Source organism: Micromonospora sp. WMMD714, assembly GCF_029581315.1.
Lineage (GTDB): Bacteria > Actinomycetota > Actinomycetes > Mycobacteriales > Micromonosporaceae > Micromonospora > Micromonospora rifamycinica.
Window position 1 is genome coordinate 6260485 of sequence record NZ_CP120744.1, and the last position, 23575, is coordinate 6284059.

The following is a 23575-nucleotide window of genomic DNA, read 5'->3' on the forward strand; positions in this document are numbered from 1 at the left end:
CGCGCCGACGGCGCGGGCTCTGCGTGCGGACCGGCACGCCGGCGGCCCCGCCATTCCGACGGCGCGGGCCGTCCGTGCGGGCCGGCACCCCACCATCCCGACAGCGCGGGCCGTCCGTGCGGGCCGGCACCCCGCCAACCCGACGGCGACGGCGCGGGTGTGCCCGCTCCGCCGCCCCCACGGCGGCCACGACGCCACGGAGCCGCGTGCGGCACGGTCGCGGACCGGGGTCCGGGACGGCTCCGTCGGCGGTGGAACCGGAGACCGGTGTCGACGGCGCGACGGGCACGACCGGGAGCGCCGGGCGTACCCGTCGGCTCACCGCCCGGTCACCGCCCGGTCGGCCGCCGCCCCGGGCGACACCCGGGCGGCGGCCCGGACCAGCGCCGGCCCCCGGTAGATGAAGCCGGTGTAGAGCTGGACCAGGCTGGCCCCGGCGTCGAACATCCGGGCCGCGTCGTCCGGGTCGAGGATGCCGCCGACCCCGATGACCGGCAGCCGGCCGCCGGTCTCCCGGTGGACGAAGGCGACCATCTCCCGGGCCCGCCCGGTCAGCGGGGCGCCGGACAGGCCACCGGCCTGCGCGCCACGCTCCCGGTCGGTGGGGGCGAGACCGTCGCGGGCCAGCGTGGTGTTGGTGGCGATCACCCCGGCCGCCCCCCGGGCCAGGCAGACCTCCAGCAGCTCGGCCACCGCCGGTTCGGTGAGGTCCGGGGCGATCTTCACCAGCACCGGCTTCTCCCCCACCAGGGCGGCCAGCAGGGCGTCCAGGTGAGCCCGGTCCTGCAACGACCGCAGTCCCGGGGTGTTCGGCGAGGAGACGTTGACCGCGAAGTAGTCGCCGTGCCCGCGCAACGCCCGGTACGAGGTGAGGTAGTCCTCGACCGCGTCCTCCAGCGGGGTCACCTTGGACTTGCCCAGCGAGATGCCCAGCGGCACCCCGAGCGGGCGGGGCGACGCGGCCAGCCGGTCGGCCAGCGACTGCGCCCCGGCGTTGTTGAAGCCCATCCGGTTGATCACGGCCGTGCTGTCGGGCAGCCGGAACAGCCGGGGCCGGGGGTTGCCCGGCTGGGGGTGCGCGGTGACCGTGCCCACCTCGACGAAGCCGAACCCCAACGCCGGCCAGGCCGGCAGGGCCACCCCGTTCTTGTCCATCCCCGCCGCCAGCCCCACCGGGTTGGGGAAGTCCACCCCGAACACCGTCCGGGGTGCCCGGTGCAGATTGCGGGCCCGCAGCAACGCCAGCGCCGCCGGCCGCCGGGACAGGGCGGCCAACCGGCGCAGCGTCCAGTCGTGCGCCGCCTCGGCGTCCCCGCCCCCGATGCGGAACAGCGCCCGGCGCACCCCCTGCTCGAACATCACCACGCCACACCCCTCCGACGGACGCGCCCCCGGCCGACGCGCCCCCGACCGACGCGCCCCCGGCGGACGCGCCCCCGGCCGACGCTCCCGCCGGTGATCAAGAGGTTTGCGTCACCGCACCCACCGTCCGGTGACCGAAACCTCTTGATCACCGGGCCGAGCGGCGGGCGGGAACCACGCGGGGGGTGGGGGTAACGGGTCACTGGGCGGCCCGGAGGGCGGCGTGGAGCTCCTGGAGGGGGCGTACCCGCATGTCGCCGCGGATCCGGGCCTCGATGCCCATCACCGCCGCCGCCACCCCCGGCACCGTGGTGATGCACGGGATGTCGGCCGTCACGGCGGCGCTGCGGATCTCGTAGCCGTCCGAGCGGGCGCTCGCACCCGAACCCTGCGGGGTGTTCACCACCAGGGCCACGTCACCGGCGAGGATCATCGACACCGCGTCCGCGCCCTCGCCGCTCTGGTAGTGCTTGCGGATCTGCTCGCAGGCGACGCCGTGCCGGCGCAGCAGCTCGGCGGTGCCCGTGGTGGCGACGATCTCGAAGCCCAGGTCGGCCAGCCGCTTGATCGGGAAGATCATGGCGCGCTTGTCCCGGTTCGCCACCGAGACGAAGATCCTCCCGGTGATCGGCAGCGACCCGTACGCGGCGGACTGGCTCTTGGCGAACGCGTGCCCGAAGCTGGTGTCGATGCCCATCACCTCGCCGGTCGACTTCATCTCCGGGCCGAGCAGCGAGTCCACGCCCTTGCCGGCCGGGGTGCGGAACCGCTTGAACGGCAGCACCGCCTCCTTGACCGCGATCGGGGCGTCCGGCGGCATCGTCCCGCCGTCGCCGGTCGGCGGCAGCAGCCCCTCGGCCCGCAGGTCGGCGATGGTCGCACCGAGCGCGATCCGGGCCGCCGCCTTCGCCAACGGGACGGCCGTCGCCTTCGAGACGAACGGCACCGTCCGGGACGCCCGGGGGTTCGCCTCCAGCACGTAGAGCATGTCGTCCTTGAGGGCGTACTGGACGTTGAGCAGGCCGCGCACCCCCACGCCCCGGGCGATCGCCTCGGTGTAGCGGCGCACCTCGCTCAGGTGCACGCCGGACAGCGTGATCGGCGGCAGCGCGCACGACGAGTCACCGGAGTGGATACCGGCCTCCTCGATGTGCTCCATCACGCCGCCCAGGTAGACCTCGCCGTCGGCGTCGCAGAGCGCGTCCACGTCGATCTCGATGGCGTCGTCGAGGAACCGGTCGACCAGCACCGGGTGGTCCGGGGAGATCTCGGTGGCCCGGCCGATGTAGGCGCGCAGCGTGTCGTCGTCGTAGACGATCTCCATGCCCCGCCCGCCGAGCACGTACGACGGGCGCACCAGCACCGGGTACCCGATCTCGTCGGCGATCGCCTTCGCCTCGTCGTACGAGGTGGCCATGCCGTGCGCCGGTGCCCGCAGGTCGGCGCGGGCCAGCACCGCGCCGAACGCGCCGCGCTCCTCGGCCAGGTGGATCGACTCCGGGGAGGTGCCCACCACCGGCAGCCCGGCGTCCTTCAGCCGCTGCGCCAGCCCCAGCGGGGTCTGCCCACCGAGCTGCACGACCACCCCGACCACGCCGGGGCCACCGGCCGCCCGGCCGGACGAGTCCTCGGCGTACCAGGCCTCCAGCACGTCCTCGAAGGTCAGCGGCTCGAAGTAGAGCCGGTCGGCGGTGTCGTAGTCGGTGGAGACGGTCTCCGGGTTGCAGTTGACCATCACGGTCTCGTAGCCGACGGCACCGGACCCGGCGGCGTCCGTGCCGCCACCCACCCCGCCGAGCGGGGCGGTGCGCAACGCCTGCACGGCGTGCACGCAGGAGTAGTCGAACTCGATGCCCTGGCCGATCCGGTTCGGCCCCGAGCCGAGGATGAGCACCTTGGGCCGGGCCGACGGGGCGACCTCGGTCTCCGCGTCGTACGTCGAGTAGTGGTACGGGGTGGTCGCCTCGAACTCGGCGGCGCAGGTGTCCACCGTCTTGTAGACCGGGCGCACGTCGAGCCGGTGCCGCAGGGTGCGTACGCCGTCCTCGCCAGCCAGCTCCGGGCGCAGCGCGGCGAGCTGCCGGTCGGACAGCCCGGCTCGCTTGGCCCGGCGCAGCAGGCCGGCGTCGAGCACCGGGGCGGCGACGATCTCGGCCCGCAGCTCGACCAGGCTGACGATCTGGTCCAGGAACCACGGGTCGATTCCGCCGGACGCCCGGGCCACCTCGGCCACCGACGCGCCCAGCCGCAACGCCCGCTCGACAGTGTAGAGCCGGCCGTCGTGCGGCACCCCCAGCGCGGCGAGGGTGTTCTCCCGGGTCGCCCCGGGCGGATCCGGCTGGGTCCAGAAACCCACCGCCTTGGTCTCCATCGAGCGCATCGCCTTGTTGAGCGCCTCGGTGAAGTTGCGGCCCAGGCTCATCGCCTCGCCGACCGACTTCATCGTGGTGGTCAGCTCCGGGTCGGCGCCGGGGAACTTCTCGAACGCGAACCGGGGGATCTTCACCACCACGTAGTCCAGCGTCGGCTCGAACGCGGCCGGCGTCTTGCGGGTGATGTCGTTGGGGATCTCGTCGAGGGTGTAGCCGATGGCCAGCTTCGCGGCGATCTTGGCGATCGGGAAACCGGTGGCCTTCGACGCCAGCGCCGACGAGCGGGACACCCGGGGGTTCATCTCGATCACCACGATCCGGCCGTCGGCCGGGTTGACCGCGAACTGGATGTTGCAGCCGCCGGTGTCCACCCCGACCTCGCGCAGCACCGCGATGCCCAGGTCCCGCAGGTTCTGGTACTCCCGGTCGGTGAGCGTCATCGCCGGGGCGACGGTCACGCTGTCCCCGGTGTGCACGCCCATCGGGTCGACGTTCTCGATCGAGCAGACCACCACCACGTTGTCGTGCCGGTCGCGCATCAGCTCCAGCTCGTACTCCTTCCAGCCGAGCACGCTCTCCTCGATGAGCACCTCGTGCACCGGGCTGGCGGCCAGGCCCGCCCCGGCGATCCGGGTCAGGTCCTCGTCGGTGTGCGCCATGCCGGAACCCAGGCCGCCCATGGTGAACGACGGCCGGATCACCACCGGCAGGCCCAGCTCGGCGACGGTCTCGCGGACCTCGTCCATCGAGTGGCAGACCCGGGACCGGGGCACCAGGCCGGCCGGGTCGGGCAGCCCCAACCGGACGCCGGCCTTGGCGACGATCTCCTTGAACAGCTGACGGTCCTCACCCCGGTTGATCGCCTCGATGTTCGCGCCGATCAGCTCCACGCCGTACTTGTCGAGGACGCCCGCGGCATGCAGGGCGACCGCCGTGTTCAACGCGGTCTGCCCGCCCAGGGTGGGCAGCAGCGCGTCGGGACGCTCCTTGGCGATGACCAGCTCGACGAACTCCGGGGTGATCGGCTCGACGTAGGTGGCGTCGGCGAACTCCGGGTCGGTCATGATGGTCGCCGGGTTGGAGTTGACCAGGCTGACCCGGATCCCCTCGCTGCGCAGTACCCGGCAGGCCTGGGTGCCGGAGTAGTCGAACTCGCAGGCCTGCCCGATCACGATCGGCCCGGAGCCGATCACCAGGATGTGCTTGAGATCGTCGCGCTTAGGCATTCGTGCGCCCCTCGCTGTGGTTCCGGCCCGGACCGGGCTGCCCGTCGGGGCCACGACCCTCGATCAGCTCGGCGAAACGGTCGAAGAGGTAGTCGGCGTCGTGCGGGCCGGCTGCCGCCTCCGGGTGGTACTGGACGGTGAAGGCGGGCACGTCCACGGCCCGCAGCCCCTCGACGACGTTGTCGTTGAGGCAGACGTGCGACACCCGCACGCCGCCGAACTCGGTCTCGACGACCTGGTCGGGGACGACCGCGCCGGCCGGCGTGCCCGGCTCGTGGCCCGGCCAGGCCACCGCGAAGCCGTGGTTGTGGCTGGTCACCTCGACCTTGCCGGTGGCCCGGTCGAGCACCGGCTGGTTGATGCCCCGGTGGCCGTAGCCCAACTTGTAGGTGCCGAAGCCGAGCGCCCGGCCGAGGATCTGGCTGCCGAAGCAGATGCCGAACAGCGGGATCCGCCGGCTCAGCACCTCCCGGGCCAGCGCCACCGGCCCGTCGGCGGTGGCCGGGTCACCCGGGCCGGGCGAGAAGAAGACCGCGTCCGCGCCGGTGGCCAGCAGGTCGTCGATGGTCGACCCGGCGGGCAGCACGTGGGTGGTCACCCCCCGGGCGGCCAGCCGGCGTGGCACGTTGCGCTTGATGCCCAGATCCAGCGCGGCGACGGTGTAGCGGTGGGTGCCCTCCGCCTCGACCACGTACGGCCGGGCCGTGCTGACCTCGGCGGACAGGTCCGCGCCGACCATCTGCGGGGACTGCCGGACCCGCTCCAGCAGGGCGCGCGGGTCGTCCTCGACGCTGGAGATGCCGACCCGCATCGCGCCACGGTCGCGCAGGTGCCGGGTGAGCGCCCGGGTGTCCACCCCGGCGATGCCGACCACCCCCTCGACGCCGAGCCGGTCCTCCAGCGCGCCGGTGGACCGCCAGTTCGAGCCGATCCGGGCCGGGTCGCGGACCACGTACCCGGCGACCCAGATCCGGTCGGACTCGTCGTCCTCGCCGTTCACCCCGGTGTTGCCGATGTGCGGGGCGGTCTGCACCACCACCTGCCGGTGGTAGGACGGATCGGTCAGGGTCTCCTGGTAGCCGGTCATCCCGGTGTTGAAGACCGCCTCGCCGAACGTCTCGCCGACGCTGCCGTACGACTCGCCGTGAAAGGTGCGCCCGTCCTCGAGCACGAGGATGGCTGAACGCCTGCTCATTCCGTGTTCCCTCCGACCCCGACTGCGGGACTCCGCTGCGCTGCGTTCCTCGCGCTCACCGGACCCACCCCTTGCTCGCGACTGCGGGACTCCGCTGCGCTGCGTTCCTCGCGCTCACCGAACCGACCCTTCGCTCGCGACTGCGGGACTCCGCTGCGCTGCGTTCCTCGCGCTCACTTGACAGCCTTTCCGTCCAGGACCGTCGGCTCGCCGCGCAGGAAGGTCGCCACGATGCGACCCGGCAGCGTCATGCGGGCGTACGGGGTGTTGCGACTGCGACTGGCCAGCTCCGTGGGCTCGATCACGCGACGGGCGGCCGGGTCGACCAGGGTCAGGTTGGCCGGCACCCCGGGCGCCGGGTCCAGGCCGTGACCGTCGAGGCCGGCGATCCGGGCCGGGATCCGCGACATCCGGTCGGCGATCAGGTCCCACCGCGGGCCGAGCACGTCGAGGACGATGGACAGCGCCGTCTCCAGGCCCAGCATGCCCGGCCGGGCGTACGCCCACTCGCACTCCTTGTCCTCCACCGTGTGCGGGGCGTGGTCGGTGGCGACGACGTCGATGACGCCCTCGGCGAGCGCGGCGCGCAGCGCGGCGACGTCGACGCCGGTGCGCAGCGGCGGGTTGACCTTGAAGACCGGGTCGTAGCTGGCCGTCGGGCTCCAGCCGTCGGCGAGCGCGGGGCTGGCCAGCGTGCCCCGCCCGCCCACCACCTCGTCGGTCAGCAGCAGGTGGTGCGGGGTGACCTCGGCGGTGACCCGGATGCCGCGCCGCTTGGCCTGGCGCAGCACCTCGACGCTGCCGGCGGTGGAGACGTGGCAGACGTGCAGCCGGCTGCCGACGTGTTCGGCGAGCAGCACGTCCCGGGCGATGATCGCCTCCTCGGCGACCGCCGGCCAGCCGGTCAGCCCGAGCCGGGTGGACACCTCGCCCTCGTGCATCTGCGCGCCCTCGGTGAGCCGGGGCTCCTCGGCGTGCTGGGCGATGATCCCGTCGAACGCCTTGACGTACTCCAGCGCCCGGCGCATCAGCTTCGGGTCGGCCACGCAGTGCCCGTCGTCGGAGAAGATCCGCACCCGGGCCGGAGAGTCGGCCATCGCGCCCAGCTCGGCGAGCCGCTCGCCGGCCAGGCCGACGGTGACCGCGCCGATCGGCTGCACGTCGACCAGGCCGGCCTGCCGGCCGAGCCGCCAGACCTGCTCGACCACGCCGGCGGTGTCGGCGACCGGCGAGGTGTTCGCCATCGCGCAGACCGCGGTGTAGCCGCCGAGGGCCGCCGCCCGGGAGCCGGACTCCACGGTCTCGGCGTCCTCCCGGCCGGGCTCCCGCAGGTGGGTGTGCAGGTCGACCAGGCCGGGCAGGGCGACCAGCCCGGTGCCGTCGACCACGGCGGCGTCGGGGGCGTCCAGCCCGGTCCCGGTCTCGGCCACGACGCCGTCGCGGATCAGCAGGTCGGTCGGTGCGCCGCCCACGACGCTCACGTTCTTGATCAGGTACGCGGTCACCGGTTGTTCCCTCCGAGCAGCAGGTAGAGCACGGCCATCCGTACGGAGACTCCGTTGGCGACCTGTTCGACGATGGTGGAGCGGGGCGAGTCGGCGACCTCGGGGGTGATCTCCATCCCCCGGTTCATCGGTCCGGGGTGCATGACGACCGCGTGCTCCGGCAGCCGCCGCATGCGCGGGCCGTCCAGACCGTAACGCCGGGTGTACTCCCGGGCGGACGGGAAGTAGGAATCGTTCATCCGTTCCCGCTGCACCCGCAGCATCATCACCACGTCCACCCCGGGCAGCACGGCGTCGAGGTCGTAGCAGACGTCGGTGTCCGGGCGGGACAGGGCGGGCGGGCCGGTGTCGCCGCCCGGGGGCACGGTCACCGGCGGCGCGACGCCGGCCCGGGCGGCCCAGTCGACCGGGATCAGCGTCGGCGGGCCGACCAGGGTGACCTTGGCGCCGAGGGTGCTCAGCAGCAGCACGTTGGAGCGGGCCACCCGGGAGTGCAGCACGTCGCCGACGATCGCCACGTGCAGGCCGGCGAGCCGGCCCAGCCGGGACCGCATGGTGTAGGCGTCGAGCAGCGCCTGGGTGGGGTGCTCGTGGGTGCCGTCGCCGGCGTTGACCACCGACCCGTCCACCCAGTTGGCCAGCCGGTGCGGTGCGCCGGAGGCGGGGTGCCGGACGACCACCGCGTCGGCCCCCATCGCCTGGAGGGTCAGCGCGGTGTCCTTGAGGCTCTCGCCCTTGGTGACGCTGGATCCCTTGGCGGAAAAGTTGATCACGTCGGCGCTGAGCCGCTTGGCGGCGGCCTCGAACGAGATCCGGGTCCGGGTGGAGTCCTCGTAGAAGAGGTTCACCACGGTCCGGCCGCGCAGCGCGGGCAGCTTCTTGACCTCCCGGCCGGCGACGGTGGCCATCTCGGCGGCGGTGTCGAGGATCTGGGTGGCGGTGTCGGCGTCCAGGTCGGCCCCGGAGAGCAGGTGTCTGATCATGAGCGGGGCCGCCTCTCGTGCGCGCCTGCGGGATGCCGTCGCGTCGTGCTCACCGCGTACCCCCGTAGAGCCGGACCTCGTCGGCGCCGTCGGTGTCGACGAGAGTGACCCTGACACTCTCGGCGAGCGCGGTCGGGATGTTCTTGCCGACGTAGTCGGCGCGGATCGGCAGTTGCCGGTGGCCCCGGTCGACCAGCACGGCGAGCTGCACCGAGGCGGGCCGACCGACGTCGTTGAGGGCGTCCAGGGCGGCCCGGACGGTACGGCCGGAGAAGAGCACGTCGTCGACGAGGACGACCCGTTTGCCGTCGATGCCGCCGGGCGGAAGCTGGGTGGGGCCGACCGCGCGGGTGGCGTGCCGGCGCAGGTCGTCGCGGTAGAGGGTGATGTCGAGCACCCCGACCGGGACGTCGACGTCCTCGAAGGTGCTGATCCGGGCGGCGAGCCGGCGAGCCAGCGGGGCACCCCGGGTGGGGATGCCGAGCAGGACGGTCTCGGCGGCGCCCTGGGTCTTCTCCAGGATCTGGTGGGCGATCCGGTCGACGACGCGCTGCACGTCGGCGCTGGCGAGGATCACCTTCACGGTGGGTTGTCGCTCGGGCGACGGATGGGCAGCCGGTGGGCAGGCCACGGCGGACCTCCTTCCCCGCCTCACGGGACGGGTCGTTAAAGGATGTCGGGGGTCCGGACGGGTCGCGGGCGGCCCGACCGGGGCTGCGGCCACGTTACCAGCGGTCACCTGGGGCTTCGCCGCGACCCACTGATCCCCGGATCAGGACGGTGAAAAGGGGACAACTCCCCCACTATCTCCGATGGGAATGTCACGAGCACTTGACCACGTGTCGCAATCCCCGTACCGTCACGCTCCGTAGCGATCGCTGGGAGAACCCCAAAGCACAGCACTGGGAGTGTCCGAATGCCCTCTGAATACGCCAAGTCGCTGGGTGCCCGCCTGCGCTCCATCCGCCAGCAGCAGGGCCTGTCCCTGCAGGGGGTGGAGGAGAAGTCGAACGGACGCTGGAAGGCCGTGGTGGTCGGCTCATACGAGCGAGGCGACCGGGCCGTCACCGTGTCCCGCCTGGCGGAGCTGGCCGACTTCTACCGCGTTCCCGTCTCGGAGCTGCTGCCCGACGGCAGCGGAGTGCGGCACGAACCCACCAGCAAGATCGTCCTGGACCTGGAGCGGCTCTACGACGAGGCCTCCGAGGACCTCGCCTACGTCGCCCGCTACGCCCGGGCGATCCAGCAACAGCGCGGCGACTACAACGGCCGGGTGCTCTCCATCCGCGCCGACGACCTGCGTGCCCTGGCGATCGTCTACGACGCCTCGCCGTCCGGGCTGATCGAGCGGCTCACCGAGCACGGTGTGCTGGTGGCCGACCCGCGGGCGTTCTTCGCCTCCTGATCCGCGGTCGCCGACGAGAATGGCCCGTGCCGGACGGCACGGGCCATTCTCGTCACACCGTCGCCCCAGCCGGGCCGACGGGCACGTCCGCCCCGGTAGGGGACGACACGCGCCCGACCCCCGGTCAGCGGGTGGCGTACTCGGCGATCCGGCCGAGGATGCCGTTGAGGAAGCGCGGCGAGTCGTCGGTCGACATCTGCCGGGCCAGCTCCACCGCCTCGCTGATCGCCACCGCGTCGTCGATCTCGTCGACGTAGAGCAGCTCGTAGACGGCGATCCGGGCCAGGTTGCGGTCGACCGCCGGCATCCGGTCCAGGGTCCAGCCCTCGGCGTAGCTGGCGATCACCTCGTCGATCCGGTCGAGGTGCCCGGCCACCCCCTCGACCAGACCGATCGCGTAGTCCAGGTGCTCCGGACGCGGCTTCTCGATCCGTTCGAGGTAGCCGGCGAGCACCTCCACCGGCGGCCGGTCCCGCAGGTCGGCCTCGAAGAGCACGTCCAGCGCCCGCTTGCGCGCCTTGCGACGCGCCGGCATCTGCTGCTTGGCGCCCTCGGCCATCAGGCCCGGCCGAGGTAACGGCCGTCGCGGGTGTCGACCTTGATCTTCTCGTCGGTGGTGATGAAGAGCGGCACCTGCACGGTCGCGCCGGTCTCGACGGTGGCCGGCTTGTTGCCGCCGGTCGACCGGTCGCCCTGCAGACCCGGCTCGGTGTAGGTGACCTGGAGCACCACGCTGGTCGGCAGCTCGATGTAGAGCGGCACGCCCTCGTGGGTGGCGACGGTCGCCTCGGCCTCGGGGAGGAGGTAGTTGGCGGCCTCGCCGACGGTGCCGCCGGGGACGGTGATCTGGTCGAACGTCTCCAGATCCATGAAGACGAAGTCCTCACCGTCGGCGTACAGGTACTGCATGGTGCGCTTGTCGACGGTGGCGGTCTCGACCTTGGTGCCCGCGTTGAAGGTCTTGTCGACGACCTTGCCGGACAGCACGTTCTTCAGCGTGGTGCGGACGAACGCCCCACCCTTACCGGGCTTGACGTGCTGGAACTCGACGACGGCCCAGAGCTCCCCGTCGAGGTTGAGTACCAGGCCGTTCTTGAGGTCGTTGGTGGATGCCATTTCCTGCCTTGATCATCAATTGGCGGACAGACCTGGCAAGTCTACTAGCTGCGCCTCATCGACGGCACACCGTCGCCCGGCGGACCGCTCCGCCCACCGCCCGCCACTCCCGATCATCACGCACAGTGATGATCGGGGTCAGCCGCCCGCGCCCAGCCGGGTGGCGAGATGCCGCAGGGCCAGTCGGTAGCCGTCCACCCCGAGACCGCAGATCACCCCGGTGGCCACCGCCGAGACCACCGAGTGGTGCCGGAACTCCTCCCGGGCGTGGATGTTGGAGAGGTGCACCTCGACCAGCGGCCCCCGCAGCATCGCGCAGGCGTCCCGCACCGCGACCGAGTAGTGCGACCAGGCTGCCGGGTTGAGCACCACCGCCGCGCCCTCGTCCGCCGCGTCGTGCAGCCAACCGAGCAACTCGTGCTCCGCGTCGGTCTGCCGGACCACCACGTCCAGCCCCAGCTCACGCCCCGTCCCGACACAGAGCTCAACCAGATCGGCGTAGCTGGTCACGCCGTACACGTCGACCTGGCGGGTGCCCAGCCGGCCCAGGTTCGGCCCGTTGAGCACGTACACCCGGGGGGTGTCCGGCCCGCTCACCGGCTGACCTCCCGGAACGCGGCGTGCAGCAGCCCGTCGTCGGGGCCGTCCAGGATCGCCGGCCGGGCCAGCCCGTCGAGCACCACGAACCGCAGCCGGCTGCCCCGCGTCTTCTTGTCCACCCGCATCGCCGCCAGCAGCGCCGGCCAGGCGTCCGCCGGATAGTCGGTCGGCAGGCCCAGCACGGACAGCACGCGGCGGTGCCGGTCGGCGGTCGCCGCGTCCAGCCGGCCCGCCAACCGGGCCAGCTCACCGGCGTAGACGGTGCCCACGGAGACGGCGTGCCCGTGCCGCCAGCGGTACCGCTCGACCTTCTCGATCGCGTGCGCCAGGGTGTGGCCGTAGTTGAGCACCTCCCGGACGCTCGACTCGCGCAGGTCACCGGCGACCACGTCGGCCTTGACCCGGATCGCCCGCTCGATCAGCTCCCGCACCACCGGCCCGGCCGGATCGACGGCCGCCGCCGGATCCGCTTCCACCAGATCCAGGATCACCGGATCGGCGATGAACCCGCACTTGACCACCTCGGCCAGCCCGGCGGCCAGGTCGGCCGGCGGGAGGCTGTCCAGCGTGCCCAGGTCGGCGAGCACCCCGACCGGCGGGTGGAAGGCGCCCACCAGGTTCTTGCCGGCCGCCGTGTTGACCCCGGTCTTGCCGCCGACCGCCGCGTCGACCATGCCGAGCAGCGATGTCGCCACCGGTACCCAGCGCACCCCGCGCAGCCAGCACGCCGCGACGAAACCGGCCAGGTCGGTCACCGCCCCGCCGCCCACCCCGACCACCGCGTCGGTACGGGTGAAGCCGGCCGCGCCCAGCCGGTCCCAGCAGTCGGCGGCCACCTCGACCCGCTTGCCCGCCTCGGCGTCGGGCACCTCGATCGCCAGCGGGGTCGCCCCCGCCGCGGCCAGCCCCTCGCCGATCAGGTCGGCCAGCTCCTTGAGCGGCGGCGCGTGCAGCACCGCCACCCGGGTCGCCTCGGGCAGCAACGCGGGCAGCTCGGCCAACAGACCACGCCCGACCAGTACGTCGTACGGCTGCTCGCCGCCGACCGGAATCCGGGTCACCTCGTTCATCGCCGGCAGCCTAGTCCAGCGCAGGCCCTGGTACGGCGACTGTCCACCTGCTGGCGCGGCCCGGGCCGCCGGCCGCGTGACCCGACGGCGCGCAGGGCGTTTAGCCGGGCAGGACCCGGGCACCGGGACGGGACCGGCCCTGAGACGGTGGAGGAACCCATGGCGAGCACCACCACCATCGACGGCGCGGACATCCGGCTGCCGGCCACCGTCCTCGGCGTCGGCCTCGGCGGGTTCGTCGACGGGATCGTCCTGCACCAGGTGCTCCAGTGGCACCACATGCTCAGCAGCACCGGCAGCGACAACATCGGGATCCGGGCGTACCCGGTCGACACCGTGCCGGGCCTGCAGATGAACACCCTGTGGGACGGGCTGTTCCACGTGGTGACCTGGGTGGCGGTGCTCACCGGGCTGGCCCTGCTGCACGCCCGGGTCACCCGCTCCCGGGGCCGGCTGTGGCGCTCCGGCATGCTCTGGGGCTGGGCACTGGTCGGGTGGGGGCTGTTCAACCTGGTCGAAGGGGTGATCGACCACCACCTACTCGGCATCCACCACGTGTACGGCGACCCGCACCGCAGCGCCGCGGACGTCGGCTTCCTGCTGCTCGGGGCGGCGCTGGTGCTGCTCGGCTGGGTGGTGCAACGCCGGGCCACGGCCGTGGACACCTGCGCCGGGCGACGATGACCGGGGCGCACGGCGGGGTCGGCCCGCTGCTGCTCGTACCGATGGCGCTGTTCTGGGGTTACCTGGCCGCCGCGCTGCGTCAGCGCGACCCGGGCCGCGCGGGCTGGAGCCACTGGCGCACGGCCAGCTTCGGTGTCGGCACGGCACTGCTCGCGGTGGCCCTGCTGCGGCCCGCCCACGACCTGGTCGGGCACGTGTGGCAGCACCTGCTGGTCGGCATGCTGGCGCCGCTCGGGCTGGTGCTCGGCGCACCCGGGACGCTGGCCCTGCGCACGGTGCCGCCCCGGGTCGGCCGGGCCGCCCTGCGGCTGCTGCGCCACCCGGTCGCGGCGGTGGCCACCCACCCGGTCACCGGGCTGCTGCTCACCGCCGGCGGCCTCTACCTGCTGCACCTGACCCCGCTGTACCGGGCCACCCTGACCCACCCCGGCCTACACGCGGTGGTCCTGCTGCACTTCCTGGCGGCAGGGTACGTCTTCAGCTGGGCCATCGCCGGCCCCGACCCGGGACCGCACCGCCCCGGCGTGCCGTTGCGCCTGGTGGTGCTCGGCCTGTCCGTCGCCGCGCACGCCACCCTCGCCCAGCTGATGTACGCCGGGCTGGTCGACGTCGCCGCCCCGGCGGACCGGCTCCGGACGGCGGCCACCCTGATGTACTACGTCGGCGACCTGGCCGAGATCCTGCTCGCCCTGGCCCTGCTGGCGACCTGGCGGCCCACGCCCCGCCGGGACCGGCCGACGCCGGACCGGCCGGAGCGCCGGCCGCGAGCCGTGGTCAGGGCTTGAGCAGGGCGACGACCTCGGCGACGATCTCCTCCGGCGAGCGGCCGTCGGTGACCACCGTCGCCGTCGCGACCTCCGCGTAGAGCGGTCGACGCTGGTCCATCAGGTGTTTGAGGGTGGCCCGCGGATTGATCGACAGCAGCGGGCGGCCGGCGCCCAACCCCACCCGCTTCACCGCGTCGGGCAGCTCCACCGACAGGTGCACCACGGTGTGCCCGACCAGCGCGCCCCGGGTCTCCTCGGCCAGGACCGCGCCGCCGCCGAGGGCCAGCACCCCGGCGTGGGAGGTCAGCGCCGCCGACACCGCGGCCCGTTCCAACGCCCGGAAGTGCGCCTCGCCCTCGTCGATGAAGATCTCCGGGATCGGCTTGCCGGCCAGCTCCTCGATGTCGGTGTCGGTGTCCCGGAAGGCCACCCCGAGCAGGGCGGCCAGCTCCGCGCCGACGGTGCTCTTGCCGGAGCCGGGCGAGCCGACCAGCACGCAGACCGGTCTCGTCACCGCAGCCGCCCCCCGCCCGCCACCGCGCCGCCGACGCTCATCGGATGATCAGGGCGTCGAGGTAACCGGCGACGTTACGGCGGATCTCGGCCACCGAGTCGCCGCCGAACTTCTCGGTGGCCGCCTCGGCGAGCACCAGCGCCACCATCGCCTCCGCGACCACCGCCGCGGCGGGGACGGCGCAGACGTCGGAGCGCTGGTTGATCGCGGTCGCCGGCTCCCCGGTGCTGACGTCGACGGTGGCCAGCGCCCGGTTCAGCGACGAGATCGGCTTCATCGCCGCCCGCACCCGCACCGGCTCGCCGGTGGTGATGCCGCCCTCCAGGCCACCGGCCCGGTCGGTGACCCGACGGACCCCGGTGGCGGTGGGCATGATCTCGTCGTGCGCCTCGGAGCCCCGGGACCGGGCCTGCTGCCAGCCGTCGCCGATCTCCACCCCCTTGATCGCCTGGATGGACATCAGCGCGGTCGCCAGCCGGGCGTCGAGCTTGCGGTCCCACTGCACGTGGCTGCCCAGCCCCGGCGGCACGCCGTAGGCCAGCACCTCGACCACGCCACCGAGGGTGTCGGCGGCCTTCTTCGCGGCGTCGACCTCGGCGACCATCCGGGCGCTGGCGTCCGGGTCGAGACAGCGCAGCGGGTCGGCGTCGATGCGCGGGGCGTCCTCGGGCACCGGCCGCAGCCCCGGCTTGGCCGACACCGAGCCGAGCTCCACCACGTGCGACACGATCTCGATGCCGAGCGCCTGCCGCAGCAGGGCCTTCGCCACGGTGCCGACGGCGACCCGGGCGGCGGTCTCCCGGGCGCTGGCCCGCTCCAGGATCGGCCGGGCGTCGGTGTGGCCGTACTTCTGCATGCCGGCCAGGTCGGCGTGGCCCGGCCGGGGGCGGGTCAGCGGGGCGTTGCGGGCCTGGCGGGCCAACTCGTCCGGGTCGACCGGATCGGCGGCCATCACCGTCCGCCACTTCGGCCACTCCGAGTTACCGACCCGGATCGCGACCGGGCTACCCAGGGTGAGCCCGTGCCGCAGGCCGCCGACGATCTCGATCTCGTCCTGCTCGAACGCCATCCGGGCACCCCGGCCGTAGCCGAGCCGGCGCCGGGCCAGCTCACCGGCGATGTCACCGGTGGTCACCGCCACCCCGGCGGGAACCCCCTCCAGCATCGCGACGAGAGCCGGACCATGCGATTCACCTGCAGTCAGCCAACGCAACACAGCGGCCAGTCTGTCACGCCCGGTGCCCGCCCCCGCGTCGTGCCCGGCCCGTCCCGCCCTACGGACGCCGCCGGCCGCCCGGTCGGGTCAGGACCAGTCGAAGCGCATCCCCAGCCGCTGCTCCAACGCGGCGTTGTGCGGGGCGAAGTGGGCGCTCAACTCGGCCCGGACCGGCTCCGGCATGGCACTGCTGCGCCGATGGTTGTGCGCCTCGTAGGCGGCCAGCCGGTGCGCGGGCAGGCCGAGGAAGTCCAGCACCCGGGCGTGGGTGGCGGCCGGCTCGGCGTACAGCGTCTCGCTGGGCAGGATGAGCAGCTGGGAACGGTCGAAGCGGTCCAGCCACGGCGTCAGGTGCTCCAGGTAGCGGCCCCTGGCCCGGTAGGTCCACCAGTCGAACGCCTCGCTGAAGTACGTCGGGTCGGCGATCAGCCGCTCCCGCTCCCCCGCCGTCCGCTCCTCCTCCCGGGCCAGCGCCTCGGCGAAGTCCAGCGGCTCCTTCCCCTCGGTACGCCGCTCCTTCCAGTGCGAGTACGCCCGCTCCACCGGGTCGCGGAGCAGGAAGATCAGCCGGACGTCGGGCATCAGCTCGGCGACCCGCTGCGGGACGAGCGGGTGGAACATGTACAGCGGCGCGGCCTCACCGACGCGGACCGGCCCACCGTGCCGGCGTTCCAACGCCCGGCGGTGCCGCTCGGTCGGGAAGTGCGACCGGTACCACGCCTCGCCCCGCCCCCAGTTCTCCTCGAAGTAGTGCGAGGTCTTGGTGTTCCAGGCCGGGAAGAGCCGGGGCACCAGCGGGTGCGCCAGCAGATAACGCCAGAGCGAGGTGGTGCCGCCCCGCTTGGTGCCGGTGATCAGGAAGTCCGGCAGCGGCCGGCGGTCGCTGGTCCGTTCGCCGTACCGCACCAGCGAGCTGCGCACCTGGTGGGTGACCTGGTGCGGGACCACACCCTTGAGGCGGTCGCGGATCGTCATCGTCTCCCTCTCGTCACGCCGGTCTCGGCCTGAGCATCGTCACGGCGGCCCGCACCGTACGCCGGACCCGCCGGTCCAGCAGCAGCCCGGCGGCGGCCACCGCCAGCGCCACCAGCGCCACCGCGAGACCGGCCACGCCCCGGCCGGCGACCAGCGCGCTGAGCACCGCCACCACGGCCGCGCCGCCGCCCGCCCCGGCCGCCGCCCAGCCCACCGAGCGGGTGAGCAGCGGCTCACCGATCACCACCCGGGCGGCCACCGCGGCCAGTACGTTCTCGGCGACCACCCCGGCCGTCCAGGCGTACGCCGCGCCGAGCGCCCCGTGCCCGGGAACGAGCAGGAAGCCCAGCCCCACGGTGAGCGCCAGCCCGACCAGGGTGGCCTGGAGGTGCCGGGCGCTGTTGCCGCTCATCAGCAGCATGGTCTGCACGATGCCCACCCCGGAGTTGACCAGCATGGCCCCGGCGAGCACCGCCAGCGGCGCGGCCCCGGCGGTGAACCCGTCACCGAAGAGGCTGAGGAAGGCGGGCGCGAAGACCGCCAGGAGCAGGTACGCCGGCCAGGACAGCAGGATGGTCACCACGGTGACCCGCCGGTAGACCAACGCCGCCTCGGCGGTGCGCCCCTGCCCGAGCAGCCGGGACAGCTGGGGCGCGACGGCCACCCGCAACCCCTGCATGATCAGCAGCCCGGCCAGGGCGTACCGGCCGACCGCGCCGAAGACGCCGGACTCGTCCGCGCCGGCCAGCGCCGCGGTGAGCAGCACCCCGACCCACATGCTGCTGGCGTCGATCGCCGCCGACACCGCCCGGGGCAGCGCGAAGCCCCAGAGGGTACGCCAGTCCGCGCGGTCCGGCCGCAGCCGCGCCCCGGCGAGCAGGCCGAGGGGCCGCACCAGCAGGACGGCGGCGGCGACCACGGCCAGCGCCACCGGCAGCAGCCAACCGCCGAACCCGACGGCCACCCCGGCACCGGTGGCGACCGTCGCCAGCAGCAGGACGGGCCGGGCCAGCGGCACCAGCACGTACTGGATACCGACCACGGCGGTCACCGGGCGGACCGCCCGGACGGCGGCGAGCAGCACGGTCATCGCCACCGTGACCGGCAGCGCGAGGAAGGCCAGCCGCAGCAGCGTCGGGCCGTCCGACCCGGCGAAGAAGACCGGGGCGAGCCGGTCGGCGGTGAGTGTGCCCACCGCCGCCACCAGCCCGGTGAGCCCGAGCACCGGCAGCAGGGCCACCGGCAGCAGCCGGGCGGCGTCGCCGTCGACACCCGGGCGGCGGCGGGGCAGCGCCCAGACCAGCGCGGTGTCCGCACCGGCGCAGCAGATCGCCCCCAGGATGGAGACCACCCCGATGGCGGTGAAGAGCGCGCCGGAACCGTCGGTGCCGAAGCCCCGCACGATGACCACGGTGAGCAGGAAGCCCAGCGCCCCGTTGACCGCGGCGCCGACCAGCCCGACCGCGCCGCTGCGGGCGCTGCGCCGTACCTCGCCGGCACCGCCCGCCGCGTCGGCCCCGTCGGTGACCGCCGGGCCGGTCGACGGGTGCGCCCCCGGGTCGGCGGCGCGGCGGTCGAGCTGACGGGGCACCGCCGGAGTGGTTCCGGTTCCCGGTCGTCTCATGCCTGCTCCCTGCCGTCCTCGGTGCGGGTCTGGTGCCCGGTGCCGCCCTCGTTTCCGGCGCGGGTCCGGTCGTCGGCCGGGGTGCTGGGTGGGGTGTCGCCGCCGACGCGGACGGGTTGCACCACGGTCGGCGCGTCCACCCCGCCGACCGGCCGGGAACCGTTGGCAGGTGTCGCCGCCGGGGTGGGAGCCGGGGCCGGAGCCGACACGGGGGCCGGAGCCGGGGCCGGAGCCGCCGTCGGAGCCGGGGTCGGGGTCGACGCCTGGTCGGGAGCCGGCGGTCGGGACGGCCCGGGAAGGGGGATCGCGGTCCGGGGGGTCATCGGGCCGAGGGCCGGCCCGGACGTCGGGCGCGGGGCCGCGACCGGTGGCGGGGTCGGGGACGGCCCCTGGGCCGGCACCGGGGTGGGTGGGCTGGGGCGGGCCGGGGCCTGAGCCGGGGGCCAGGACGGAACCGACGAGGCCGGTGGCCGGCCCGGCGCGGACGTCGCAGGCGGGGCCGGCGAATGGGGCGCGGCCGGGGACGACGTCACGGGCGGAGCCGAGGCATGCGGCGCGGTCGCGGACGGGACCGAGGCATGCGGCGCGGTCGCGGATGCCGTCGCGGACGCAGATGGGGCCGGGGGTACCGGCGGGGGCGGGGCCGGGGCCGGGGCCGGGGACACCATCGCGGACGGGGCCGGGAGGCGGGGTGGGACCGGGGGTACCGGCGCGGGCGCAACGGGGGGTGGGACGGCGGCGGTGGGCCGGGGCGGCACGGTGGCGGCCGCCCGGGTCGGCCGGGTCGGGACGGAGGCCGAGGCCCGGGCCGGTACGGCAGCGGTACCGGTGGCGGGGACCGTACCGCCGGTCGCCGTACCGCCGCTCGCCGCGGTGCCGGTCGCCGGGGACGGTAGGCCGGAGCCGGCCGTCGCGGGGCGTGGCGTGCGGGCGTCGACGACCCCGGGCGCGAGGGTCACCGGGCGGTTCACCGGCCCGCTGACCGCGGCCAGCCCGGCCCCGACCGCGAAGAAGATCACCGACATGTTCGGGTCGATGTAGGCGTACACCGGGATGACCACCAGGGCGATCACCGGGATGGTGCTCAGCCACTGCCCGGCCGGGGAGACCGCGCCGGCCAGCCGCTTGGCGATCAGCACCAGCCAGGCCAGGAAGGCGACCAGGGCCGGGACACCGTGGCTGTAGAGCACCTGCCAGATCATCCCCTGGGTGCCCAGCGGCTCCTCGGCGAGCGTGGTGTCGACACTGTTGGGTGCGCCGTACCCGAGCAGCGGCGAGCGTTCGACGGCCTGGAGGGTACGCACGTAGAGGTCCATCCGGTCGACGTTGGTGTCGGTGCTGCTGACCCGGTTGTCGATCAGCTCCTGCACCGGCACCACCAGGCTGACCACCCAGACCAGCAGCACCAGCCCACCGATCGAGGCGATCAGCTTGGCGTTGCCCCGCACCAGCGCCCGCAGGCCGAGGTAGGTCAGCCCGGCGCCGAGGCCGAGGAACATGCCCCGGTTGAGGGTCATGAACGCGGGCACCATCGACAGCGGCAACGACACCAGCAGCGCCACCCGGAACTTGCCGGTACGCACCGAGGTCAGGTACGCCAGCACGCACGGCACCAGCAGCGCGTAGGCCGTACCCCAGTTGTTGGTGTACGGGTAGGGCGCGGCGGTCCGGTAGATCGGCGCCCGCGAGACGGGGTTGAACTCGTTGGCCCGCACGTGGGTCAACGCCTGGATGAAGCGCTCCCCCGACATGCTGCCCGGCAGCAGCAGCTCCACCGGGGTGGTGAGCTGGAAGCGGGGTGCCAGCACCGCCAACCAGCCGAGGGCGACCACGCCCAGCCAGTACCAGCCGAGCGGGCGGAGCACCTGCGCCCAGGGGACACCGTCGCGGACCAGGTTGTAGACGTACACGCAGACGATCAGGGCGGTCACCATGAAGCCGAGCCGCAGCCCGGAGGTGAGGTAGGCGGTGGCCCGGTCCAGCCGGGTGAAGCTCAGCAGCACCAGCGCCAGCAGCACCAGCCAGCAGGCCGTGCCGGCGGGCAGTGCCACCCGGCCCCGGGTGACCATCAGGCCCAGCAGCACCAGCCCGAACGCCGACCAGCCGAGGTAGAAGCCGCCGAGCGCCCACCAGAGCGGCACCAGGCCGAACATGGCCAGCAGCGGCCAGGTGGGTAGCGGCGGCAGCCCGGACGGCGAGGTGCCGGCGCGGCGCCGCCGGTCAGACACCCCGCCCCCGGCGCTGGGCCAGCCGGAGCACCCGCTCCCCGGAGAGCAGCCCGAGCACCACCGGGACGGTCACCAGCACCCGCTTCTCCCGGGGGTTGAGCCGGACCACCCGGCCGAGTTCCCGGACCGCCTCCCGTCGCCGCCGACCGGAGGCGAGCGCGAAGGCGATCTGGCCGTGCAGCCGGGCCAGGCCCGTCCGGCTGCCCGCCAGCTCGGGGTGCTTGTCCAGCAGGTAGCGGGTGGCCTCGACGATGGTCGCCCACCGGCCGAAGAAGAACGAGCCGCCGTGCCAGTCGACCACCACCAGCACCTCGGGCACGATCACCACCGGGCCGTGCCCGGCGATCCGCAGCAGCCACTCGTAGTCCTCGCCGTAGCCGCCGGGCAGTTCCTCGTCGACCGGGCCGATGGCCTCCCAGGTCGAGCGGCGGATCAGGATGGTGCTGGAGTGCACCTCCATGATCCGGTCCTCGACGAAGTCGGGGAGGGTCACCTCGGCCCGGTCGAGCTGCCGTTCCTTGGCGATCCCCGGCCCCTCCAGCCGGATGCCGCAGCTCGCGGCGGCGGCGTCGGGGCGCTGCGCCAGCAGCTCGACCTGGCGGCGCAGCTTCGTCGGCAGCCAGAAGTCGTCGTCGTCGCAGAACGCGATCAGCGCGGCGGTGGCCTCGTCGACGCCGGTGTTGCGCCCGCCGGGCAGGCCCTGCCGGTGGGTGTTGTGGACGTAGCGCAGGCTCCGGCCGGCCGGGACGTCCACGGCCAGCTCGCGCAGGTCGGTGTGGTCGTAGACCACGACGCACTCCACCGGGCCGGGGTAGTCCTGGTCGAGCACGGCGGCCACGGCGCGTTCCAGGAGTCCGGGGCGGTCCCGGGTGGCGATCACCACGGTCACCGGCTGGTGGTGCCCGGCGGTCGTCGCCTCAGTCACGCTTCTCTCCCGTCACCACGAATCCGACCGGCTCGACGCCCACCGCGCGCAGCCGTTCCACCAGTTGGCCCAGCCGGCCGGTACGGGTCTTGTCCCGGGCGGCGACCAGCACGGCGCGGCCCTCCCGGGCGGCCCGTACGCCCCGCTCGTCGTGGAGCGCGGGCGGCGCGTCGATCACGGTCACGCCGCCGCCGGTCGGGGCGTCCAGCGGGACCAGCTGCACCGCGCCGGAGCCGATGCGCAGCTCCTCGCCGTCGACGGTGGGGGTCTGCCTGGGCAGCACCCGGGGGATGACCTCGGTCTTGTCCGCCGCGTTGGTGGTGGACCGGTAGACCCCGCCGTTCTTCGGGTCGTCGGTGGGGAACGGCCGGGGCTTGCGGACCGGCTGAATGATCATGGTGTCCTCCGGACTGCCCATCGGGGCGGCGGCCGGCGTCGGTGCCGGCGTCGGCACCGCGCTGGGCGCCGGCCGGGGGCGGGGCACCCGGGGGCGGGTCGGCTCGGTCGCCGGGTGGCGACGCTGGGCCTCCTGGAGCAGGGGCCGGATCCGGTCCCGGCTCTCCGGCGCGACGCCGAGGCGCACCTCGTGCCCACCCTGGGCGAGCGCCGCGGCGATCCCGGCGGTGACCTGTTCGCGCCGCTCGTCGGCGGCGCTGGAGAGCAGCACCAGCGGCAGCGGCTTCGGCCCGTCCACCCAGCGGCTCAGGGCCAGCACCAGGTAGCGCAGGTCGGTGTCGGAGAGCCGACCGGACCGGTCCCGCCCGACGGTGCCCAGCAGCGGGGCGCCGACCAGCGCCGACACCTCGTCGGCGGTGCGGACCCGGCGGTCCATGGACTCCCGTACGAAGGCGACCAGCCCGCCCACCAGCAGGCCGCCGAGCAGCCCGGCGACCAGGATCAGCGGGGCGGCGTCCCGGCTCGACGGGACGGGGGCGCGGGCGGCGCTGGTGACCGATCCGGGGCTGAGGTCCGCCGAGCCGATCTTGGAACGCTGCTCGGCGAGGGTCGCGAGCTGGTCGTTGAGCGCCCGGAGCTGGTCCAGCAGGGCGCTGGTGCGCGGCGACGGGGTGGAGGAGTTCTGGTTGGCCGGCAACGACCGCTGGGTGGTGGTGCGTTGGCTGGTGACCAGGGCGATCGTGTCGTCGTACGACTTGAGCACGGCGGCGCGCTGGTTCTCGTACATCCCCTTGCGCAGTTCGAGGTACGCCTCGGCGGCCCCGTTCGCGCCGTCCACCGCCTCGGTCTCGCTGTGCCCGGAATAGCTGAACCGCATCACCTGGCCGCCGACCGGGGTCTCCACGGTGAGCGCGTCGGCCACGGCGGTGGTGTCCCGGCCGGTGATCGAGGCGACCTTGTCGATGACCCCGTTGCTGGTGGCGATCCCGCTCTCGGCGGTCATGTTGACCGCCCGGTCGGCGCCACCGGAGGGCACCGAGAACGGGTCGGTGACCACCGGGCGGACCACCACTGCCGTGGTGGCGGTGTAGGTGGCGGGGAAGACCAGCAGGTAGGCGGCCACCAGCAGCAGCACCAACCCGGTGGCGGCGAGCACCGTGCGCCACCGCCGCAGCGGGATACGGGCCAGTTCGGCCAGGCCGACCGGGCGCTGCCGGGCCGGAGTGACGTCGGTCACATCCATCAGTCAGGTCCTCTTGCGATGAGGGGGTGTGGGCGGGTCGGCGCGGGCCGGACGACGGCCCCGGTGCGAGCCGCCGGTCGTCCTATTGTCGCCGACCGTTCACCCGTGGTCGACAGCCGACCGGCCCCCTGCGCCACGGGCGGCCCGCCGGTGCCCCGGGGACACCGAC

General features: G+C 74.0%; 20 protein-coding genes. 3 read left to right on the top strand and 17 right to left on the bottom strand.

Going from position 1 to position 23575, the window contains the following annotated elements:
• Window positions 1-318: 318 nt before the first annotated feature.
• From O7625_RS26665 to pyrR, 6 genes are all read right to left on the bottom strand, one after another.
• Window positions 319-1362: a quinone-dependent dihydroorotate dehydrogenase gene (locus O7625_RS26665; RefSeq protein WP_282342537.1), complete on the bottom strand. Its 1044-nt coding sequence runs from the start codon at window positions 1360-1362 to the stop codon at window positions 319-321.
• A 199-nt stretch (window positions 1363-1561) separates the two neighbouring features.
• A complete protein-coding gene (gene carB, locus O7625_RS26670; RefSeq protein ID WP_282342538.1) occupies window positions 1562-4960 on the bottom strand; it encodes a carbamoyl-phosphate synthase large subunit in 3399 nt (1132 codons plus the stop codon).
• On the bottom strand, window positions 4953-6155 hold the full coding sequence (carA, locus tag O7625_RS26675) for a glutamine-hydrolyzing carbamoyl-phosphate synthase small subunit (protein ID WP_282342540.1): 1203 nt from the start codon (window positions 6153-6155) through the stop codon (window positions 4953-4955). Before carA ends, carB begins: the two co-directional genes overlap by 8 nt.
• A 173-nt stretch (window positions 6156-6328) precedes the next feature.
• Window positions 6329-7660, bottom strand: coding sequence for a dihydroorotase (locus tag O7625_RS26680; RefSeq protein WP_282342542.1), 1332 nt, complete (start codon window positions 7658-7660; stop codon window positions 6329-6331).
• Window positions 7657-8643 (bottom strand): aspartate carbamoyltransferase catalytic subunit, encoded by a 987-nt coding sequence (locus O7625_RS26685; RefSeq protein WP_067309474.1) that lies wholly within the window; start codon window positions 8641-8643, stop codon window positions 7657-7659. Before O7625_RS26685 ends, O7625_RS26680 begins: the two co-directional genes overlap by 4 nt.
• 49 nt (window positions 8644-8692) lie before the next feature.
• The gene (gene pyrR, locus O7625_RS26690) at window positions 8693-9274 is read right to left on the bottom strand and encodes a bifunctional pyr operon transcriptional regulator/uracil phosphoribosyltransferase PyrR (protein WP_067309477.1); all 582 of its coding nucleotides are present in this window, start codon (window positions 9272-9274) and stop codon (window positions 8693-8695) included.
• Window positions 9275-9559: 285 nt separating this feature from the next.
• Here pyrR and O7625_RS26695 point away from each other — a divergent pair, with 285 nt between their 5' ends.
• Window positions 9560-10048, top strand: a complete 489-nt coding sequence (locus O7625_RS26695) for a helix-turn-helix domain-containing protein (protein ID WP_013285505.1) — start codon at window positions 9560-9562, stop codon at window positions 10046-10048.
• Between the two features lie 124 nt (window positions 10049-10172).
• Here O7625_RS26695 and nusB read toward each other — a convergent pair whose 3' ends face one another.
• From nusB to aroB, 4 genes are all read right to left on the bottom strand, one after another.
• On the bottom strand, window positions 10173-10583 hold the full coding sequence (nusB, locus tag O7625_RS26700; RefSeq protein ID WP_172898569.1) for a transcription antitermination factor NusB: 411 nt from the start codon (window positions 10581-10583) through the stop codon (window positions 10173-10175).
• Between the two features lie 23 nt (window positions 10584-10606).
• Window positions 10607-11164, bottom strand: a complete 558-nt coding sequence (gene efp, locus O7625_RS26705) for an elongation factor P (protein ID WP_067309483.1) — start codon at window positions 11162-11164, stop codon at window positions 10607-10609.
• 138 nt (window positions 11165-11302) lie between these two features.
• On the bottom strand, window positions 11303-11761 hold the full coding sequence (gene aroQ / locus O7625_RS26710; RefSeq protein WP_282342548.1) for a type II 3-dehydroquinate dehydratase: 459 nt from the start codon (window positions 11759-11761) through the stop codon (window positions 11303-11305).
• Window positions 11758-12834, bottom strand: a complete 1077-nt coding sequence (aroB, locus tag O7625_RS26715) for a 3-dehydroquinate synthase (RefSeq protein ID WP_067309489.1) — start codon at window positions 12832-12834, stop codon at window positions 11758-11760. Before aroB ends, aroQ begins: the two co-directional genes overlap by 4 nt.
• Window positions 12835-12993: 159 nt before the next feature.
• On the opposite strand from aroB, the gene O7625_RS26720 reads away from it, so the two are divergent.
• Window positions 12994-13518: a DUF2243 domain-containing protein gene (locus O7625_RS26720; RefSeq protein ID WP_282342552.1), complete on the top strand. Its 525-nt coding sequence runs from the start codon at window positions 12994-12996 to the stop codon at window positions 13516-13518.
• Window positions 13515-14303, top strand: a complete 789-nt coding sequence (locus O7625_RS26725) for a cytochrome c oxidase assembly protein (protein WP_282342553.1) — start codon at window positions 13515-13517, stop codon at window positions 14301-14303. The genes O7625_RS26720 and O7625_RS26725 overlap by 4 nt, the downstream gene beginning before the upstream one ends.
• Here the strand turns inward: O7625_RS26725 and O7625_RS26730 are convergent.
• The 7 genes from O7625_RS26730 to O7625_RS26760 form a co-directional block, all read right to left on the bottom strand.
• On the bottom strand, window positions 14293-14799 hold the full coding sequence (locus tag O7625_RS26730; protein ID WP_282342554.1) for a shikimate kinase: 507 nt from the start codon (window positions 14797-14799) through the stop codon (window positions 14293-14295). The genes O7625_RS26725 and O7625_RS26730 overlap by 11 nt on opposite strands.
• 37 nt (window positions 14800-14836) lie before the next feature.
• Window positions 14837-16015, bottom strand: coding sequence for a chorismate synthase (gene aroC, locus O7625_RS26735; protein WP_282342556.1), 1179 nt, complete (start codon window positions 16013-16015; stop codon window positions 14837-14839).
• A gap of 87 nt (window positions 16016-16102) precedes the next feature.
• On the bottom strand, window positions 16103-16990 hold the full coding sequence (locus O7625_RS26740; RefSeq protein ID WP_282342557.1) for a sulfotransferase domain-containing protein: 888 nt from the start codon (window positions 16988-16990) through the stop codon (window positions 16103-16105).
• Between the two features lie 13 nt (window positions 16991-17003).
• Entirely contained in the window at window positions 17004-18614 is a 1611-nt protein-coding gene (locus tag O7625_RS26745) for a lipopolysaccharide biosynthesis protein (RefSeq protein ID WP_282342559.1), read from the bottom strand.
• Window positions 18611-20842 (bottom strand): hypothetical protein, encoded by a 2232-nt coding sequence (locus O7625_RS26750; RefSeq protein ID WP_282342561.1) that lies wholly within the window; start codon window positions 20840-20842, stop codon window positions 18611-18613. Before O7625_RS26750 ends, O7625_RS26745 begins: the two co-directional genes overlap by 4 nt.
• A complete protein-coding gene (locus O7625_RS26755) occupies window positions 20835-21767 on the bottom strand; it encodes a glycosyltransferase family A protein (protein ID WP_282342563.1) in 933 nt (310 codons plus the stop codon). The genes O7625_RS26750 and O7625_RS26755 overlap by 8 nt, the downstream gene beginning before the upstream one ends.
• Window positions 21760-23406 (bottom strand): hypothetical protein, encoded by a 1647-nt coding sequence (locus tag O7625_RS26760; protein WP_282342564.1) that lies wholly within the window; start codon window positions 23404-23406, stop codon window positions 21760-21762. The genes O7625_RS26755 and O7625_RS26760 overlap by 8 nt, the downstream gene beginning before the upstream one ends.
• Window positions 23407-23575 lie beyond the last annotated feature (169 nt).